Genomic DNA, 20,593 nt, shown 5'->3' on the forward strand with positions numbered 1-20,593 from the left:
GTTTGATGACGATGACCTGGAGAAAAACGAAGGTGCTTCTAAGTGTGACTTTAGTAGTTCTGCACGTACTCTTCTTGCCGGTAAGCATGATTTATGCAGAAACGGTTGAGGCACCCGCACATGAGACAGAAGAAGATCTTGAACCATTGGAACTTCCGAGAATAAAAAATTTTTTAGAAGAGGGAGAAATAAGGGAACCTCGCTTTTTCTTTACACAATCGCGTATGCAAGGAATGATAGAAGAACCAATCAAAGTGACTTTCTTTTCTGACCAAGAAGTGTCAGAAGCGCGAGTCACCTTACCTAATGAAGCGAAACTACTAAAAGAGAAGTTGCCAGCGGGGCTTACTGCAAAACAAGGAGCGCACTCTCATGAATGGATAATCCAGACTGGGCGTGTACGAAATGCCTTTGTCCTTCCAGTAGTATTTGACTCAATAGGAAACTATGAAGTCGTGGTGGAAAATGTGGCCGCGACTATTGAGGTGCAAGAACAAGAAGAGACGAGTGGGGAAGTCCCGGTCGAAGAAACAGAACCGTCCGATGAGAATTTTGTAGGACAAGAGGAGCTGAAAGAAGAAAATGGAATAGAAGGAGGGCAAGTTAATGAACAACCGACAGAAGAAGTTCGTGAGCCTGTGGTAGAAGCCCCGCAGGAGCAACAAATAGATGCGGAGTCAGAGGTGATTGAACCGACAGTCTTTGATGGAAAGACGGAAGAAGTCACTACGATGGCACAATTCAGAGCAGCCGTTGCCGATCCTGATATTGGGATCATTTCCGTTCAAGCCAATCTGACGGAAGCTACAGCAAATGTACTAACTGTGGATCGTCCGTTACTTATCCAAGGAAACGGCTATACCTTAACATTTGGCATAAATGGCTTTTATTTTCAACTAGCAGAAGTAGTGGAACCAAGTGCTTTTCGAATTGAAAATACAAGACTTACAAAAGTTGGTACAACACCATTGATCAACGCAACGGTAGAAAGCAGTAAAAATTGGACTGTTGAATTAGAAAATATTACCGAGGTGAATGCGAATACCATGCGATTAGCTTCTCTTCCTGAAGGAAATATTCATTTTACAGGTGGCGTATCAAACTTCACACGCACAACTTCTGCACAAACTTTCATCGTAGCAAAAGAAGTCTTAGCAACAAATCAAGCAGAGGTAACTATTAGTCGAGGGAATGCGACGGTCTTGTTTTCTTCTGCTACAGTAGCGGATCCAAAGATGACGGTAGAACAAGGTGCCACAGTTACGATCACAACTACTGCTGGGAATGCCAATACGATTGATCTAAGAGGAGAAAATCCAGAAATAGCCGTTCAAAATGGACATTTGTCAGTAGGTACAATAGGGCCAGCTACTGCAACTACAACTACACCAACAAATACAACTAATAATACGATCGTCCTTTCCGGTGTATCTCCTAAGTTTAATTTGGATCAAGAAAGTACATTCTCTCTTCGAACGACATTATCAAAAAGAGGAATATATCTTGCTGGAAACAATTCGCAACTTACGGTAAATAACTCGGAATTTTCTGTAACTTCTGCGACCGCAGAAGCAATTCGGTCAGAAGGGCAGAACGGGATTTTAACAATAGTAAACTCTAATATGAATTTAACGACAACAACTGGGAGAGCGATGAGAGTAAACGGAAAAATTAATATACTAAGGTCAAACCTTTCCACTAACTCTACAACAGGACTGCCTATATCTACGGATAATGCCAATGGAGAAATCGTTATTGATGAGAGTCAACTGAATTTAACCATGAGTAGTTCTAACAACGGTATCCTATTAAGCGGTACAGACTCATTATTAAAAATATCAAACAACAGTGAAGTAAAGTTAACCAGTGGAAGTGGAACAGCCCGAAATATATTATTTAATGGAGCACGTTCAAAGATGATTATTGAAAATCAATCCAAATTAATTTTGAACACAAGTGGACCGACAAGTGATGCAACTGATACAGCTAATAATGCCATCCAATTTATAGGAGAATCATCAGAACTAACAGTGAGCAATCAATCTATTTTAGATGTTAACGTAACGGCAGGGGCGAAGAGAGGTGTCTTCTTCCAAGCAAGTAATGGGTTATTTCAAGTGCTAGATAACTCTGAGCTAAATATTAAAGGTTTAACGGGACAAGCAGTACGTTTAAACGGTAGTAATTCAAATTATATATCCTCAGAATCAAAAAATACTATCGAGACAACAACAGCTCAAGCATTAAGGGTGTCCGGGAAAATTGAATTAATAAAAACCAATTTATCTTCAAACTCTACAACTGGGGTACCTCTATACACAGATAACGCTAACGGAGAAATCATTATTGATGAGAGCCAACTGAATTTAGCCATGAGTAGTTCTAATAATGGAATTCGATTAAATGCTGAAGATTCCATATTAAATATAAAAAACAACAGTGAAGTGAAGTTAACCAGTGGAAGTGGAACAGCCCGAAATATATTATTTAATGGAGCACGTTCAAAGATGATTATTGAAAATCAATCCAAATTAATTTTGAACACAAGTGGACCGACAAGTGCTGCAACTGATACAGCTAATAATGCCATCCAATTCGTAGGAGAATCATCAGAACTAACAGTGAGGAATCAATCTATTTTAGATGTTAATGTGATAGCAGGTGCGAAGAGAGGAGTTTTCTTCCAAAATTCGAGTAATAAATTTAATATTGATGAGGAATCAGAGGCTAAAATTAATACAGAACAAGCAAATTCACTGCATATGCAGGGGGCTAATCAAAAAACAACTATTTCCGGTAAATCTTCGCTAATTCTAAAAAGTAATTGGAATGTTCATGGCAGCACTAGCGAGCATAGCCAAAGATCTAGTTTGTATGTAGGGATGAATGGAGTCAGTAACTCTATAATAGAAGTTGATGAGCAATCAAGCATATTAACAGAATCTAATCTGTCTAGTTCTATTGTCTTGGAAGGAAGAGTTAATAGCTTTTACGTTAAAAATAAAAGTGAAATTAATTTGTATTCTGGGTCTACTACTTCAATCAGTACAGGGGCATTTGCTACACTTAGATTTTTAAATTCAGGCGATAGCTTGTTCAAAATTGAAAACAGTATGTTTTCGATTTTGAAGAGTGGAGGTTCTGCCCCAGGAATTCGTATGCTAGGAGATAAAAATTCCATAGAGGTGGTTGATGGTGGTATTTTTCAGGTGAAAAATCCAGGTAATGGAACCCCTAGTGATGGAAATACACAAGGTGGAAATCAAGGAGTCCATTTAACATCTGGAAATGATACGTCTTTTTCAGTAACAGATCCGGGGTCACAAGTTACTATTTTAGCTGAAAATGGACCAGCTATAGATCTATCTGGAACGGGGAAAGTAAAAAATAGCAATGGTGGTTATTTTGAAGCAGTGGGCAGAACTGCGACTGCTTCTGGTGGAGTATTTAGAGCAGGTGTGCTAGATGTAGAATTTGACAATCCTTTATTTATGGACTTCAGAAATAATCGATCTGGAGGAGGAAATCTATTTAATGTCGCAAGCGGATCTAGTTTAAAGGCATCAAATAGTGATCTAGCAGTCTGGAAAAATGGGTCAAACTTAGACGGTGATCCAGATTTAAATTTTCCAACTTTAGATTTTTCTTTCTCTGGGACAAATTTCAATACTTTAGGAGCCACTAGTCAACCAGACGTATTAAATACTGGGACTTTTGGTACCACAGGATTGACAACATATTCTAGATTAAGTTCAAATAATGCCCGGTGGGCAATTGCAGATGAACTCAGGGTCCCAACAAATGCCGATAAAAAGATTCATGGACATATCAGCATTCCAGTTGGATTAGAAGAAAGCCGTTCTGCTTGGGAGGGGGAAGCTACAGTCATTGTAGAAGTTGAACGTGCTAATGGAACGAAAACAGAACATACTGCTAAAACTGTGGGACACTCAAATGAAGAACCAGGCATCAGTATCTATGGCGAAGAGCCACGTGCTGGATTATTTGAAGTAGAGTTAGAAGAGTACCTACAAAAAGGAGATAAGGTCAAAATTAAAGACGTTCGCTTGACTTCTGGAGAGTTAACACAAGGATATGAAAATATTATCTTAACAGATACAGTAGAAGTCTTTCCCATCATTCCGCCAACACCAGCCAAGTTTTCTTCTTCTGTGGTTTCAAATGATAGTACAGCGATTAAAGGATTCACGGAAAATAAAGAAGTAACGGTTACTGCTACCCATAATGGAGAACCAATAAATACAGAAAATGTGGTTGTTGAAAATGATGGTACCTTCACATTAGACTTGAGTGATCTGTCATTACGAGAAGACGATAAAATTCAAGTGTTCTTAAGGGACCGTGAGGGTTCTGCTGCAGCTGCAGGGGTTATGAATCCGCCACTAACGAATGATGAACAAGGGAATATCAATCCAACATCACCGCTTTCTTTTCGTGATAAATTGTTTGATGAAGCAACGGTTTTAATGGTCCAGGACCTGCGACCTGTTTCACCTGTGGATCCATTAGATCCAGAAACAGAAATCAATCCAGAAAACAAACCACAGCTTCCTGAAGATCAGGGAAGGTTAAGTATTGATTTTGTCTCACAGTTACAATTTGGTACGCAAGGCATTTCAGTAACTGATCAAACCTATTATGCGCAACCGCAGCGATTATTGAATGAAGATGGGACGGTCAATGAGACAGAAGAACGGCCAAACTATGTTCAAATCAGCGATCGGCGACCAGAAAATGATCGCAATGGCTGGCAGCTTGCTGTGACACAAAATAATCCATTTACCTCAACCAATAATCGAGAATTGAACGGGGCGCGTTTGCGCCTGACAAACCAGCAACTGGCGACCGCCCAAGGCGGCAGTGCACCGGAATTCCAACAAACCAATCCATTGGCACTGGTTCCAGGAAACCGACGGATTCTGTTAATGGCCCAAGGAACGGAAGGGACTGGTACCTGGATCTATCGGTTTGGCGATCAAGAAACGGCTAATAAAAGTGTGGCTTTAGATGTGCCAAAAGGCGCAAACCCTGAATCCACTCGCTATGAAACAACCTTGACGTGGGAACTTAGCGCCGTTCCTGACAATTAAAAATAGGAACAGAGCGTAAGATTTTTCCTCTTTTACACTTAGAACGGATGAAGACGAGAAAGGAGCGGGTAGCATGGAAATACCTCTAATGAAGGACGAATATATGCGTCAGTTTCAAGACACCGTGACACAAGCTAAAAGAGAGACCAGGGAACTGGAGGAGTATCTGGTGCAACAATTCGAACGACTGAATCAATTGACGAGTGAGGTCTCGCCAGACAACTTTTGGGAGACACTTCCTGAAGTCCTGGGTATCGATGCAAAACTAACACTCATTGCAGAACTGATTCGGTATGACGATTTTTCGACGCAAGAGATTCTGCGACTCGTTGAAACAGATTATCGCACGTACCTTAAAGAACTTTGTGGTAATGAGTTAAGTGCGGAGACCAATCACTCACTAGTATTTCATGTCGTATAGAGTGAGCCTAGCATTAGGTCATTGTAAAAAAGTGTTCAGAAAATTATTTTCTGGACACTCTTTTTTATAAGTTTTGTTTGGACGACTTCATTATGTTTTGTGTCAATGAATCATTGTTCTAATTAAATTGTTTTCTGGATAATCTTTTTGAATGCACATAATTAAAAAATTATTTTTTCTCGAAACTCATCAAAAAAGAAACTGTTCAGTTAAGCGACATATTCGCTGTTTTTCAAAATAATTCTTCTGAAGAGTCAGAAACTTAAAAGTTTTTGATCCTTTTTTGATTCCTCATTTCAAAGCTCTTCTAGTTGCTCAATTAATTAGGTCAAAAAGTTATTATCTTTTTGGGACAACAGAGTATACCCTGTTGGACTTTCTATTTCGCTTTTAAACACTTAAATTAGAAAATGACATCGAAGTTGAGCAAGAAAAATAAAAGATAAGAATCAAAAAACTTAAATATTTTTGATCCTTACCTTTTATTTTTTTTGAGCACTAATTATTTTCTCCCATTCATTCTGATGAATCAATGATTTCATTTGTTTTTTTGGGTTATTTTCTAGATATGCATAACGAGGTGAAAATTGTGATTTTCAACCTTATATAAATTGTTATAAGATAATGAATATAAGGAAGGCTAAAGGTTAAGCCTTGTTTATTCACTAAAACGTATTAGAAACCATCGTTTTTTAGAATAACGAATACTTATGTATGCTAAGTCATCGAAACGCCAATTTAACAACATTACTTTAGACATCTGACAACTTCAGATGTCTATTTTGCTGTACACCCAAAAACGATAGTTTTTGAGATAGATGTTAAAGGAGGAGGGAAGATGCGAAAAACTATTGGTCTTATGATTGGTCTAATGTCCCTAATAATAGCGATACAATTTCCCCTGCAGGTGTATGGTACACAGGTCCAATCCGTCGAGTCAGAAGGATCTATTGGGTTTACAGGAACTTATGAACCAATCGGTCCACCAGATCCACCTCCCAGCACCAGCACACAAAAGCCAGGAGGAACTTTGCCAAAAACCAATATGACCGGTAGCTCACTTGGGCTATGGATTGGAAGTTTCTTAGTGGCAGGTGTTTTATTAGTCGTAGGGAATAAAAAAAGAAAAGAAACACAAGAAAATTAATTAAAAGAAAGCAGGAATTTAAGTATGAAATTTATTCGTTTAGCAACTGTAGCCGCATTATCAACCACGATTTTCGCAGGAGGTGTACAGGCTTTCGCTGAAGAGGGAAACCAAGAGTCAAAAGAAGTACGTAAAACAACAACGACCGGTCAGGTCACCTTCACTCCAAATATTGAAGACACAGTAGTAGAACCTGATCCTGAAGGTCCAGATGTGACGATCCCACCAATTCCTGGTACGGGACCACTAACGATTGCAACAGTTCCAACAATGAACTTTGGAACGAAAGTTATCTCAACTGCTGATGAACATTACAACATGATTGCGGAAATGCAACAGAAAGCCGGAACAACAGGCGAGGAAAATATGATTCCTTATGTCAGTATGGCACAAGTTCAAGACACCCGCGGAACGAATGAAGGATGGGAACTGAGCGTGAGTTTAAGTGAATTTCAAGCAAAAACAGATACCCTAAATAGTGTGTTAAAAGGCGCCAAAATTACGTTATTCGATCCTTCCCTTCGTTACAGTGTGAATGATGCAAATCAGGAACCGACGATTCACACAAGTGGTTTAGAGTTGATTCCAAGTGAAGAGGCCGTGCCGGTCATGACAGCTGCTAACCAAAAGGGTGGCGGAACTTCTTCCGTTGTTTGGGGAGATCATGATGCGCTCGCAAAACAAGTAGAAGATGGGGTAGATGTCGTTGAAAATAAGGCGATCCAATTGTTTGTTCCTGGTTCGACTGCCAAAGATGCAGTAACGTATACCTCTACATTGACATGGGAATTAGAACTAACACCAGATAATGAGGAACCTAATGCGGTTTAAGAAGTAAAACATTCCTATTTCCATGTTCCATTAGTCACTGGCAGCGTTACAGATTTCTGTGACGCTGCTTTTTTAGAAAGGATTATGACAAATGATACACAAACAAACGATACAAAAAAGTCTATGGTTGCTTATAGCGCTCTTCTTTTTCTTGCCACGGGCGGTCCAGGCCGAAGAAGCGAGTTTAAATACGTATGTTACCCCTCTTTTTCCAGAGAGCCAAGTGGATGAAAGTAAAGGATACTATGAGTTATTACTCCCTCCTGGACAAAAAGAGACTTTGCGACTAGAAGTCGGAAATTCCAGTTCAGAACCAATCAACGTTCAGGTGACACCGCATACAGCTTATACTAATACTTTGGGGAATGTCGAGTATGGCAAAGATGTTGAAGAAGCGGATCCATCCTTAATCCACTCCTTGGATGAGCTGATGACTCCTTCGGAGGTCATTGCTTTAGCTGGAAATGAAACAAAGGTTATAGAAATTCCTCTGCAAATGCCTAAAGACGCCTTTGAAGGGTATTTAGCCGGCGGTTTAAGGATCACCGAAGTAAAAGAAGAGGAAGATAGCGATGCCCCAGGAGGAGAAGGCGTAGCTATCAAGAATGAGTTTGCCCATGTGGTTGGTGTGGTCGTTAGTAATACTCGAGACTCGGTGCAACCAGAGTTGGAACTATTAGATGTGTTTGCAGATCAATTGAACTACCGCAATGTGATCAGCGCCACGTTACAAAACTTTACGCCCACTTTTGTCAATCAATTGGCGGTGGAAGCGACCGTAAAACGAGTAGGGGAGAACGAGGTTCTCTATAAGGCGGAGAAAGAAATGATGCAGATGGCCCCAAATTCTAATTTCAACTTCCCGATTTCTTTAGAAGGCGACCGTTTTCGAGGTGGGAACTATGTCCTAGAATTAACAGCTACATCGGGAGAGAATGAATGGTCATGGACGCGTGAATTTACGATTGAAGCCGAAGAAGCCCGCAAGTTAAATCGAGAAGACGTAATGATTGATTCTGGTGTCAATTGGTGGATGATCGGTTCGATTATTTTGCTTATTTTAATGCTTGGACTTGTGCTTTACCTGATGTGGCAAAAGAAAAAAGCACGTGAAAGCGAAAAAGAAGTATAAGTATACAAATTTTCCTCGCATAGAGATAGAAAGGAAATATCGTAATGAAAAATAAACTCTGCTATCTTTTGAGTGTTATTAGTATAGGATTACTATTTATTCAAGTGCTCATTTTTCCAGTTGCATCCGTCAGTTTATCTTCAGTAAATGCAATCGATATTCAAGAAAATCAACCCGAACTAGATGGCTTTAGTGAAGAAGTTCTACCTAATATTCCCAAGTTGAAGGAAATTGAAGATTTACCTCTTTCTTTTTCAACTATTGATTCAACTATTGTAGGCAAAGCTGGAGAAAATATCATTCTCTCATTTCATGCAAATAAAAAAATAAATGAAGCAACCGTAAAATTGCCTGAAGAAGCTAGGATTGTTGAAGAAGATATGCCAGTAGGCGTTACGATCGAAGAATCCAAGGAAGCAAATTACTGGGTGATTCATTCTGAAAAAATGCAAGAAACATTCACTTTTCCGGTGGTATTCGAAGAAGAAGGAAGTTATGAAGCCGCAATCGATGAAGCAAAAGTACAAATTTATATACAGTCGATGGAAACAATATCACCGGATGAACAAGGAGAAACTAATGTAGATAAAGATGAATCAACTGAAGCCGAAGAAAGTAAAGAAAATAAAGACACAGCTACAGGTGATCAAGTTGAAATTGACAAGGCTGTTTCCTATATTTCTCCTGAAGAAGGAGTAGCTGAGGTAACTAACTGGACAGACTTTGGACAGGCTTTAGGTACGCCTTCTATCACGACAATAGAAGTGACAAAAGACTTTGAAGTTCCAACAAACTCCACTGTACCGGGTTTTATTACTGGCGTAGGTTCTAATCCATCAGGAGGTGCACAATTTGTTTATTTAACACCTGCAAATAGTTCGAGAAAATTAGTAGTGAATGGGAATGGACATCATATAGATTTTGGCTCAGTGTCACTTGTTCCGATGGGGGCTACCCATAATGCACAATCACCTTGGGATATCACTTTTAACGATGCGACTATTTACTCAGGTAACTGGTGGGGATTTTGGTCAGTTCAACAGGGACTCTCGTTGGCTCAGCAACAGATCTCCAGAATAGCGTTGAAAGATGTGTCTGTTGTGGGAAATCAAATGCTTGCACCGTATTATACCCATGTAGATCTGTATGGTAAAATTGATAACCATGTAGTAGCAAGCTATAGTTCACCTTTTAGAACGAACTTTGCTGTGAATACTCCCAATTCTATAAATATTGAGTCACGCAGTTTAACAATTAAAGAAGATGCTGTTGTCAATTTTTCTACTTTAAACTCTGGTAATGTCGTAATTGGCGTAGGTAACCAGTCAGGTAGTCTTACACTTGAAAAAAATGCTACCTTCAACCTAGAATCAAACGGTACATTAGCCAGTGCGAATGCGAATGCGCAGACTGGATCCAGCATTGATATTGCAAATGGAAATTTGATAATGGATGAAGGATCAACAATCAATATTGATACGACTCGGAATTTTGCAGCACTAACTTTGCGTAGCACTACCTCTACTTTAGAGGTTAATGATGGGGCAAAATTCAATATTGAATCTACGAATCACAGTTTCACAGGTAATGGATCTAATCGCAACTTAGTTTCTATGAATGCGGGAAGTTCGCTTTTAGTGGGATCAGATGCTGAACTTAATATAAATGCTGAAGGTCGAGGAAGTGCATCTTCTAGCATCATTTATGTCGCAGGTGCTGCTAACTTTAAAATTGCTAAAGATGGATCTATGGACATAAAAAGTGACAGTAATTCAATCAATCAAAATTTACTATTTTTTGCTTCGGCAAATTCAATATTTGAATTTTCTGATGCAAAAAAGGTTAATTTAGAACGGACAAACCAGATCTCAGGTTCTGTAACTAATGGACTGATTAATATCACAGGAAGTACAGGGCAATTGGATATTGATGTCCAGTCTGTCAAACAATGGAATAGAGATAATTTTACAGAAGAGCCAGATTATTTTTGGACTCCCATCTTTAATTTAATTCTTCGTTACAATACGATAAATCCAACAATCACGAATGTTTCTTCTATCTTTCAAGAGACGATGACTAGCTTCAATGAAGGTTTCACTACACGTAACGTTCAGAGAATACTCTTTGAAAAAATACCCGATGTTGAAGTAAACATAGATCCTTTGACAGAGGATCCGATGGAAGTAAATTCTTATACTATTACCGGCAAGGCTTCTCCGCACAGTGTAATACGGTTCTCTGGTGACCCAGCAATACCAGATGGTGAAATTCAATCACCAAATTTTTCAGAAACCGATAAATATCATGTGACTGCTGATGAAAATGGAGACTATTTATATGAGTTACCTAAAGATTCACTATTCACTGAAGGAAACGAAGTGACGGCTTATGCCTATCTAAACGGAAAATCTGCTACCGCAAGTACGGTTGTTGAAAAATCGAGAAGACCACCTAATCCTAAGGATCCGATGAATCCAGAAATAGAAGTCGATCCAGAGAATAAACCTGAGCTCGAAGAAGACCAAGGCTTGTTAAGCATAGATTTTGCTTCTCGATTCACATTTGGCCAACAAGCAATCTCTACGCGAACGAAGCGGTATTATGCGCAACCGCAACGCTTGTTAAATCCGGATGGAACCGTCAATGAGGCTGAAGAGCGACCAAACTATATCCAGATCAGTGATCGACGGCCAGAAGAGGAACGTCACGGCTGGCAATTAGCAGTTACGCAAAACAGTCAATTTACGGATCTACAGGAAAATGAACTAAGAGGGGCACGTTTGTCTTTCACTAACCAACAATTGGAGTCTATTCACGGAAGTGATGAACCGATGTTGTATAATCAAGACGGTATTACCTTAATTCCAGGAGAAAAGACTAAACTTCTGACCGCGCTCAATGGCCAAGGAGCAGGTACCTGGATCTATCGGTTTGGTGACGGTGAAAGTGCAAGCGAAAGCGTGGCACTTGAAGTCCCTCCAACCGCGAATCCAAGAGCAAGCACCTATGAAACAACACTCACCTGGGAACTAAGTGTAGTTCCCGATAATTAGTCACAAGAAAGAAAAGGGCTGCGGCTCTTTTCTTTTTCTTCATAGAAAGGACAGAAAAAAATATGCACATTTTATTTGATCATTTAGTCATGGCAGATAAGACTAAACGTTGGCTGCTCTTATTGGCGACGTTAGAAGAAGAGGAACATGTTACCGCACAAACCTTAGCTAAACAGACTGGGTTTGGGCGACGGACGATTATTGAGGATATAAAGGCGATCAAGGACTATTTTGGTGAGCGGATCCATTTGATCGGCGATGAGAAGGGCTATCACTTTTCCTTTCTGAACCCTAAAGAGTATTATGAGAAGAAACAAGCGTTACTAAATGAAGAGAAACTTTTTCTCTTTGTGGATCAGTTGGCTGCGGGAAAGTGTTTAGACAATCAACAGTGGATGGCGTATCTTGATGTGTCGAGTGCAAGCTTCCAACGGATGAAACGGCAGCTTCAAACGTTATTAACGACCTATTATGGGATAAAAATTGAATCTAAAACCAATCAATTATGGGGAGAAGAAGCGGGGATTCGCCAATTCCTTTATGATTTTTATTTCACCTTACCATTGTATCCTAGGTTTCTTTCAGAGCATATTCAGGACCTACATCAGGAGAAAGTGGCGATTCAAGACGGACCTTGGTACCTAGATCAAACCTTGTTTAATCAATGGCTGAAACTAGCTAAGCAACGAGTCGACCAAGGACATTGCTTACAAGAACAAGTGGCACATAAACAAGCCCAAACAACTCTAATCCAGGCTTTGGATCAACAGGTGAGTGTGGTTCTGCCAGGACCAGAAAAAGCTGCGTTGTTTCTTCTCACGTTAGATGAGAGTCAATTTTTGAACCCTTTGACACAACAGGCATTTACCCGCACATTTTCACCTGCGAGTGAGTATGAGTTACCGATGCATAAGACCGAAGGACTGACTTATGGTTTTTTCGAAACACTCCTTTTTTTAATGGAGGCCTTTTTCCAGCTACCTACACTTGAAGCACCAGAACAAGTGCCATATGCAAACAGTGAGAAACCGTCTCCTTTAGAAGTACTCATGAAACGTTTTTTAGCTGAGAAGAAAAAATATAGCCAGACGATTTATGTTTCCTATCAGCTAGTAGGACCACGTGCTTTGACACGATGGATCAAACAGGAAGTTGAAACGATTTTAAAAAAATCTGGCTTACAGGTGGTGGAAGCTGCCCAAATGAATCCACTTGGACTAGTACGTCATGTACAAATCGTGAATCAACCACAAGCTAGAAACGCTCGTGAAACGATTGAACTTCCCTATGTACCTAGCAAGGAGAAAATCGATGAAGTGCTCTCTGCATTTTCTGAGTAAAGATGAGTGAACAAGCATAAGAGGGAAATATTTGAAAAAGTGAGGGGGAAAAAATTGCGTGAGTTTCAGATGGCGTTTATTACAAGCGCAGAGGTCAAGCGATGGATGCAGGTGTTAAGTGTGATGGAACAAGAACGGCGTTTTACGATTGGAGAGCTGAGTGAACGACTGGCTATTTCACAACGTACCTTGATAAAAGATATTCAAGCATTCAAAAACCATTTTGGCACAAGCATCGAATTACGTTCGAATTATAGTGGGTATTATTTTGAAGAACGAAATCGTAGGGACTACCAAGAGAAAAAAGAACAACTGTTGGAAAACGAAGTGTTATTTGAAATCGTGGGAAATGTTTTTTGGGGAAAAGATTTTACAGTGGCTGACTTGGCTCACCAGCACAGTTATGCAGAGAGTACTTTACGAAGGTTTTTATCAAGAATCCGACCGGTATTAGCTGAGTATGAGTTAACGTTGGCTTTTAACCCAGTCAATTTTTTAGGGGAAGAAGCCAATATCCGAAAGTTCTTTTTTGATTTTTATTATAGCAGTGAACAAACTCCGTATACAATCCGTCCGCCAGAAGACTTACATACGTTGGTCTTGAACGAACTGTCTGGCAAATTGGGAAAGTATGAATTGGGTACGGGAATCACGATTTCAGCCTTTTATTACCAGCTTTATATCGCAATGGTCCGAGTTCATCAAAACCATTTTATGTCCTTACCTGAATGGGTAAAAGTAAGCATTTATCAGGAAAAAGATTTTCAGTTGCTTTATTCTTTACAAGAAAGAATCAAAGATGAATACGAGATCTATCTATCAAAGGAAGAATTCGCTTGGATCCATTTATCGATTATTTCCAAACGGACGATCCATCGTGTGGACCAAGAACAAACTTTTAACCAACGATTCAACCGCTGGAAGGATCTTCAGTTCATCGTGTCAGATTATCTTTCTGATCCTTTCTTTGAACAATGGGATACGGATACTTTAGAACCGTTTATGACCTCTTTTTTCATTTCGCGCTTGATGAATGAAGCAGTGAGTCCAGTGTTGAACAAAGAGCTAGAAGAAATCCATTGGATGGTAAAGAAAAGCGATAAACAGATTTATGAAGCCCATAAACAATTTCTCTTAAAACATGCCCGAGTACTCAGTTTTTCTGCCCGATATTTTGAAGATATCGTGGTGAGTTTTACGGCATATATGAACTTATTGTTCCACTATTACCAACCGGTCAAAAAAGTTTTATTTTTATTAGAAGGTGACTATTTAGTGGTTCAATCCATCCGAATGCAGGCACGTGTACTATTAGGGGAATATCATAAGCTATTGTTTATGCCGCTTCAGGAATTGACGCCGGAACATTTAAATGATGCACACGTTGATTTGATTGTAACGAACTATCGACCGTACCTTTTGGATTACGCTCTTGACACGGATTATGTTCTTATGGGCAGTATTCCTACGGCGCAAGATTGGGCAAGAGTCAAGCATCAATTGAATCCACTGATCGATCATGAAACATTTTAAAAGAAGGAAGGAAAAAAACAATGCCTACATTTTTTACAAAAGAAGCGTATTTGGAGGGCTTTCAAAGTACCTTTGAAGAGGCAGAAAAACGAGCAAGTGAAGACCTAAAGGTCTATTTAAACACCCAGATCCAACGATTGGAGACCTTAGTAAGTCAGATATGTCAGGAGAATTTTTGGGAACTATTGCCGGAGATCTTAGGAATCGATGCCAAGATGAGTCTAGTAGCAGATCTGATCGACTTTGATCACTGTTCAGATGTGGAAATCCTTCGAATCGTCGAAAGTGACTATCTCATCTACTTCAAAGAACTATGTGGGTACAAACGCAGTATGGACCCGAAACATTCCATGATTTTCAATGTGGTATGATGGATTTGATGGCTGATGGGAATAACTTAAATGTGTAGGCTCTTACTTTAGTAAGAGTTAACTATTGAACGAATATTTGCAGATGCAAAAGAAAAGCATGGTATGCGTTGGACAAAATATCGAGGTCTCGAAAAAGTCGCCACGCACACGATGCTTACGTTTGCTGCCATGAATTTAAAAAAACTAGCCTCATGGCTATGGAAAGCAAAAAAGCCTATGGCTTTTTATTTCAAATTTCTACAAAGACTAATAAAAAGGAGTTGGCAATTAAGCCACTCCTTTTTGTCTACAGTCTGGGCTCTTACTTTAGTAAGAGTTTTTATAATGGTTAATGATTATTTGTCTTTATATAGGTATTCTTATTGTTTATTTCATTTTTAATTCTATAAACTGTTTGTCTAGTAATATTGTAGTCTTTTGCAATTTTTGAAATAGCAATTCCCTTATTAAGATCTTCAACGATGCTTTTGTAAACAAGGCGACGTTGGGGATCTTTTGTGTCTGCGCTGTACAACTTAGGACGTCCTTTATAAACACCATTTGCTTTTCCAATCTTAATTCCTTGTGCCTGGCGACGTTTAGATTCAGAACGCTCTTGCTCGGCAATCATAGCCAATATCTGAATAATTAAATCTTTGATGAATTTATCCAGGAGAGGATTTCCGATTGCTTCAGCCATGATTGGTAAACTAGTGATGATTAGTTGTACATTTTTCTTTTTGAGGTAATTGACTGAGTCAATGATTTCGTCATAATTTCTGCCTAATCGATCGATAGCTTCGACAATAAAAATATCTTGTTCTCTGACAAACTCTAAAGCTTTCTGAAAAATCGGTCGTTGGGTGATCGTTGCTCCAGATTGTTTCTCAATGAAAATTTTTTCTGCGCCGAACTTTTTCATTTCTTCAATTTGCCGTTGTTCATTTTGATCAATCGACGAAACTCGAATATAAGCAATTTTCAAAATTTACCCTACTTTCTCGAACTATTTAAAATACACCCTAATCATACGTTAGAAAACTAGATTTTTCAATGATCGGGTAGTGTCTATTTAGGGTAAGCTACCTTGAAAAAGTAAGGAAACACCTAGGTTTTACTTAAGTATTTCCGCATTTTTTTCTTCTATTTTATTAAGGTAACGATAAATAGTTGTTCGAGAAACATTCCACCGCTCGGCAATTGTTTTGATCGGTGTTCCGCTGTCAACTAACGTCTTTAGTAAGTCTAAGTCTTGTGTTGTTAATTTTTCAGGACGACCGCCAAATCTTCCTCTTGCACGAGCAGCTTCTCGTCCAGCAGCCGAGCGTTCCAAAATCAAATTGCGCTCAAATTCGGCAAAAGCTGCAAACAAATGAAACATTAGCTGACCAGTCGAACTAGATTTATCCATTGTAATATTTTCCTGAAGACTATGAAAACTTACGCCGCGTTCATTCAATCGATTGACAATTGAAATCAAATCTTCCATATTCCGTCCTAATCGATCCAATCGCCAAACGACAAGTGTATCGCCAGAGCGAACAAAATCAATCGCCATTTCTAATCCTGGTCGATTACTTTTTGCCCCACTCATATGATCGGTAAAAATCTTCTCACAACCAAATTTGTTTAAACTATCTTCTTGTAAATCTAAATTTTGTAATCCGGTGGATACCCGGGCATATCCTATTTTCAAAAAATCACTCCTAACTAAAATCTATTGTAACATAACTTTATCCATACAGATTAATTGAACATAGATTTTGATATGGGTTTATGAACACTAAAAATATAGAAAAACTTAAATTTAAGATAAAAAATTCAAGTGTCCAGAAACGGGTGATTTTCTGTACACTATATACTAGTGTACATTTAAGCTATTTTAAGCTATTATATTTATATACTTAAAATTACTTATTTTTTTACGAAGGGGATTGAATAGGTGAATCAACAAAAAAGATTGATGATAATTATGGAAAGACTGGAAAAAGAAAAATCATTGACTTTACAAGACATTATGCAACTCACAGGTGTTTCTAGAGACACGGCTAGGCGAGATACAATAAAGTTAACGGATAGTAACCTTGTGATCCGAACTTATGGAGGTATTAGTTTAGCAAATTCGTTTAATAAAATAGATGGATATTTAGGAAGAACAGATCAAGAACTTCAAGTGAAAAAGCAAATTGCTAAAGAAGCAAGTAAACTATTACTTGAAAAGCAAACCGTATATTTAGATGTGTCGACCACAATCTCACTTTTGCCTCAATATTTAGCGAATAGAAATATAAACTTAGCTGTGACAAACTCGATTGACATTGCCGATCAATTCTTAAAGACCACTTCAATACCTACTACGATTCTTGGAGGAACTTTAAATAGAGAAAGCCGTTCAGTTACTGGTGGATACCCAATCTGGGAATTAACTAAGTATCGGTTTGATAGTTCTTTCTTAAGTTGTGCGGGTATAAATAATCAGGGAATCTATTATGCCCATGAAGAAGACATCGCAATGAAACAGGCAGTTAGAGAGAAAAGTAATAAAGTCGTATTACTATGTGATCATACAAAAATTAATTTATCACACAATTACCTTGTCTACTCGTTTGAAGAAATTGATTATTTGATAACTGATAAAAAAATTCCTGAAGAATTAGTCGTTAGAATAGGAAAGAGCAAAATCATCTACACAAAGGAGAATAGCTATGATTAAAACGATATTATTTGATGTTGATGGAACGATTATTGATACAGAATATGTTATGACACATTCTCTGCAAAAAACATTGCGTGAAGAATTAGAGAAGGAAATCCCGATTAAAGAATTACATTATATTTTAGGTATTCCTGGAAAAGAAGCTATTAAAAAGTTTGTAAATACTGAAGAAGAGGAAACTCTCTTATCAAAATGGGGTGAAAACGTACTTTTATTAGCAGACAATGCTCAAGTTTTTCCGCATATAGAAGAAACATTACAGACATTGCATGTAAAAGGGATTCAATTAGGACTTGTCACATCTAAAACAAAAGAAGAAATGAAAAATGAGTTTGATCGATTTAATTTAAATCTATATTTTGATATACAAATTACAGCTTCAGATACTAAGTTGCATAAACCTTTTCCGGACCCCATACAAAAGGCAATTGATGAATTGGGCATAAAAAAAGAAGAAACGATTTATATTGGTGATTCATTATATGACATGCAAAGTGCGAAAGCTTGTGGGATAGCATTTGGTTTAGCTAAATGGGGAGCCAAAAATATAGAAAATTTTCAAAGTGTAGATATAATTATTGATTCTCCTCAAGAAATACTTGATTTGTTAGAAAAATAGACAAAGAGCGTGAGATAAGGATAGGGTCTCACGCTCTTTGTCTTTCGCCATTTAAAGCTTGAAATCTTTGCCATTTAAAAAGAAAAGTGACAAATAATCGGCTAGTGTCTATTTAGGGTACACTCTAAACGGACATGTTGATAGCAAATTCTACTTATTTCAATCGATGGTTTCTGTTTTCAGGCATACTCCATGAATTGAAACTTTCCCCACGCTCTTTTTTATTTCTAAACCCCAGATTTTAATGTTATCGGTAACATGTTTGTACCTGTTTACTCTTGTTTTTGTAAGCGTTACAATTCTTTAAGAATAGGACAAAACAAATGGAGGATCATATGGAGAAAAAATGGTGGCACCAATCAGTGGTATATCAAGTGTATCCACGTAGTTTTCAAGATACGAATGGAGATGGAATCGGTGATTTAAGAGGGATTATTTCAAGATTAGATTATTTAACCTATCTAGGAATCGATACGATCTGGCTTTCCCCAGTCTATGAATCCCCAAATGATGATAATGGTTATGACATCAGCGATTATGAAGCAATCATGGCTGAGTTTGGGACGATGGCTGAAATGGGCGAACTGATTGAGGAAGCGAAGAAATCAGGCATCAAAATCATTTTGGATTTAGTCGTCAATCACACTTCTGATGAACATCCATGGTTTATCGAATCACGAAAAAGCAAAGACAATCCATATCGAGATTATTATATCTGGCGTGATCCAGTAAATGGTGATGTGCCTAATACATTACGTTCGATTTTTAGTGGACCTGCTTGGGAATTTGATGATGCGACTGGTCAATATTATTTGCATCTATACAGCAAGAAACAACCCGATTTGAATTGGGAGAATGAGCTAGTCAGACAAGAAGTCTATGACATGATGAATTTTTGGATCGATAAAGGAATTGGCGGGTTCCGCATGGATGTCATCGATACGATCGGCAAACTACCCGATCAAGAAATCACCAATAATGGACCTCGGCTTCACGAATACCTACAAGAAATGAATCAAGCAACCTTTGGCGACAAAGATTTGATGACGGTAGGTGAAACTTGGGGCGCAACGACAGAAATCGCGAAGCTTTATTCAGACCCTAAAAGAAATGAACTATCCATGATCTTCCAATTTGAACATATGAGTTTGGACCAACAAGAAGGTAAGGATAAATGGGATCTAAAAGCTTTAGATGTTTCTGAACTGAAAAAAGTTTTGTCAAAATGGCAGACAGCGTTAGGTGATGAAGGTTGGAACAGTTTGTTTTGGAATAATCATGATTTACCGAGAATTGTTTCACGTTGGGGGAATGATCAGGAATATCGTGTAGAAAGTGCAAAAATGTTTGCTATTTTACTACACATGATGAAAGGGACTCCTTATATTTATCAAGGGGAAGAACTAGGCATGACAAATGCGCCAATCCGGGACATCTCAGAAGCAAAAGATATCGAAACGATCAATATGTATCACGAACGACTTGCAGCTGGCTATCATAAAGAAGATATCTTGCAGTCTATCAATGCCAAAGGACGTGACAATGCACGTACACCAATGCAGTGGGATGAAACAGCACATGGTGGATTTACGACAGGAATGCCCTGGCTATCCGTCAATCCAAACTACAAAACCATCAACGCGGAACAAGCAGTCGCAGATTCCTCTTCGATTTTCTATACGTACAAACGCTTGATCGAGTTACGCAAACACAATGAGATCATCGTTTGGGGAGAATATGAATTGTTGACAGAAACGCCAGTTGAGGTCTTTGCTTATTATCGTACACTAAATGAAGAACGTTGGTTGATCGTCTGTAACTTATCCGAGCAAACACATGAATGGACTATTCCGCAAGAAGCAACGGAACTAATCATTGCCAACTATGATCGAGAAGTACCTGTAGGAGAAATCGAATTACGTCCTTATGAAGCATTTGTAGTGAAAATTGGGTGATGAGTGATAGAATTGCTCAGCTCCGAGAAATAAGTGTGAAGTATCGGAAATTTTTCTTTTCATTTTTTATATTTCACACTTATTTCTGGAACACCGTTCATTTGGTTTTAGGTGTGCAAGCTACCTAATGTCTCGAGCCTAGTGTTGTATTTTTTTTAGGCTTGGAGATATTGAATAAAAAGCTATGTTCTCTTCTTTATGATCAGTCAATGAAATCAAATGATAAAGCCTATGTTAACAAGAGATATAAGATGAAATTTATCAGGTTTATGATTATTGGTGCACGCTTGTATGTACGTTATACTTAGCAATAAAGAAGGGCGTGAATAGGAAAGTGTAGTAATCATAAGTAAATCAGATTGGAATGCAATTCAGGAAACGCTCT

The 20,593-nt window shown here is 38.5% G+C and carries 14 protein-coding genes and 1 pseudogene; 13 read left to right on the plus strand and 2 right to left on the minus strand.

What is annotated here, in order from left to right:
* Nucleotides 1-5: 5 nt before the first annotated feature.
* The 10 genes and pseudogenes from IGJ49_RS01725 to IGJ49_RS01770 all read left to right on the plus strand — a co-directional run.
* Nucleotides 6-5,111: a WxL domain-containing protein gene (locus IGJ49_RS01725; protein ID WP_438722227.1), complete on the plus strand. Its 5,106-nt coding sequence runs from the start codon at nt 6-8 to the stop codon at nt 5,109-5,111.
* 73 nt (nt 5,112-5,184) lie between these two features.
* A complete protein-coding gene (locus IGJ49_RS01730) occupies nt 5,185-5,532 on the plus strand; it encodes a DUF7006 family protein (protein ID WP_224434467.1) in 348 nt (115 codons plus the stop codon).
* A gap of 838 nt (nt 5,533-6,370) precedes the next feature.
* Nucleotides 6,371-6,679: an LPXTG cell wall anchor domain-containing protein gene (locus tag IGJ49_RS01735; RefSeq protein ID WP_224434468.1), complete on the plus strand. Its 309-nt coding sequence runs from the start codon at nt 6,371-6,373 to the stop codon at nt 6,677-6,679.
* Between the two features lie 24 nt (nt 6,680-6,703).
* A complete protein-coding gene (locus tag IGJ49_RS01740) occupies nt 6,704-7,510 on the plus strand; it encodes a WxL domain-containing protein (RefSeq protein ID WP_224434469.1) in 807 nt (268 codons plus the stop codon).
* A gap of 91 nt (nt 7,511-7,601) precedes the next feature.
* Entirely contained in the window at nt 7,602-8,642 is a 1,041-nt protein-coding gene (locus tag IGJ49_RS01745) for a DUF916 and DUF3324 domain-containing protein (protein ID WP_224434470.1), read from the plus strand.
* Nucleotides 8,643-8,686: 44 nt separating this feature from the next.
* A complete protein-coding gene (locus tag IGJ49_RS01750) occupies nt 8,687-11,695 on the plus strand; it encodes a WxL domain-containing protein (RefSeq protein WP_438722228.1) in 3,009 nt (1,002 codons plus the stop codon).
* Between the two features lie 62 nt (nt 11,696-11,757).
* Nucleotides 11,758-13,035 carry a helix-turn-helix domain-containing protein gene (locus IGJ49_RS01755; protein WP_438722229.1) on the plus strand — a complete coding sequence of 426 codons (1,278 nt, stop codon included), beginning with the start codon at nt 11,758-11,760 and terminating at the stop codon, nt 13,033-13,035.
* A 54-nt stretch (nt 13,036-13,089) separates the two neighbouring features.
* On the plus strand, nt 13,090-14,568 hold the full coding sequence (locus IGJ49_RS01760) for a helix-turn-helix domain-containing protein (RefSeq protein WP_224434473.1): 1,479 nt from the start codon (nt 13,090-13,092) through the stop codon (nt 14,566-14,568).
* 20 nt (nt 14,569-14,588) lie between these two features.
* On the plus strand, nt 14,589-14,939 hold the full coding sequence (locus tag IGJ49_RS01765; protein WP_178946916.1) for a DUF7006 family protein: 351 nt from the start codon (nt 14,589-14,591) through the stop codon (nt 14,937-14,939).
* 60 nt (nt 14,940-14,999) lie between these two features.
* Nucleotides 15,000-15,320: pseudogene (locus IGJ49_RS01770) on the plus strand (transposase); the annotation flags it as partial.
* On the opposite strand, the gene IGJ49_RS01775 reads toward IGJ49_RS01770, so the two are convergent.
* Both IGJ49_RS01775 and IGJ49_RS01780 read right to left on the minus strand, forming a co-directional pair.
* Nucleotides 15,268-15,903 carry a recombinase family protein gene (locus IGJ49_RS01775; protein WP_349520883.1) on the minus strand — a complete coding sequence of 212 codons (636 nt, stop codon included), beginning with the start codon at nt 15,901-15,903 and terminating at the stop codon, nt 15,268-15,270. The pseudogene IGJ49_RS01770 and the gene IGJ49_RS01775 sit on opposite strands and share 53 nt — an antisense overlap.
* Before the next feature lie 129 nt (nt 15,904-16,032).
* Nucleotides 16,033-16,614 carry a recombinase family protein gene (locus tag IGJ49_RS01780; RefSeq protein WP_349520885.1) on the minus strand — a complete coding sequence of 194 codons (582 nt, stop codon included), beginning with the start codon at nt 16,612-16,614 and terminating at the stop codon, nt 16,033-16,035.
* A 246-nt stretch (nt 16,615-16,860) separates the two neighbouring features.
* Between IGJ49_RS01780 and IGJ49_RS01785 the strand changes: the two genes are divergently transcribed.
* From IGJ49_RS01785 to IGJ49_RS01795, 3 genes are all read left to right on the plus strand, one after another.
* Entirely contained in the window at nt 16,861-17,631 is a 771-nt protein-coding gene (locus IGJ49_RS01785) for a DeoR/GlpR family DNA-binding transcription regulator (RefSeq protein WP_010721059.1), read from the plus strand.
* Nucleotides 17,624-18,253 (plus strand): HAD family hydrolase, encoded by a 630-nt coding sequence (locus IGJ49_RS01790; RefSeq protein WP_438722230.1) that lies wholly within the window; start codon nt 17,624-17,626, stop codon nt 18,251-18,253. The genes IGJ49_RS01785 and IGJ49_RS01790 overlap by 8 nt, the downstream gene beginning before the upstream one ends.
* Nucleotides 18,254-18,588: 335 nt before the next feature.
* Nucleotides 18,589-20,208, plus strand: coding sequence for a glycoside hydrolase family 13 protein (locus IGJ49_RS01795; RefSeq protein WP_010736433.1), 1,620 nt, complete (start codon nt 18,589-18,591; stop codon nt 20,206-20,208).
* Nucleotides 20,209-20,593 lie beyond the last annotated feature (385 nt).

The sequence above is a fragment of the Enterococcus sp. AZ171 genome (assembly GCF_051714005.1).
Taxonomy (GTDB): domain Bacteria; phylum Bacillota; class Bacilli; order Lactobacillales; family Enterococcaceae; genus Enterococcus_B; species Enterococcus_B pernyi.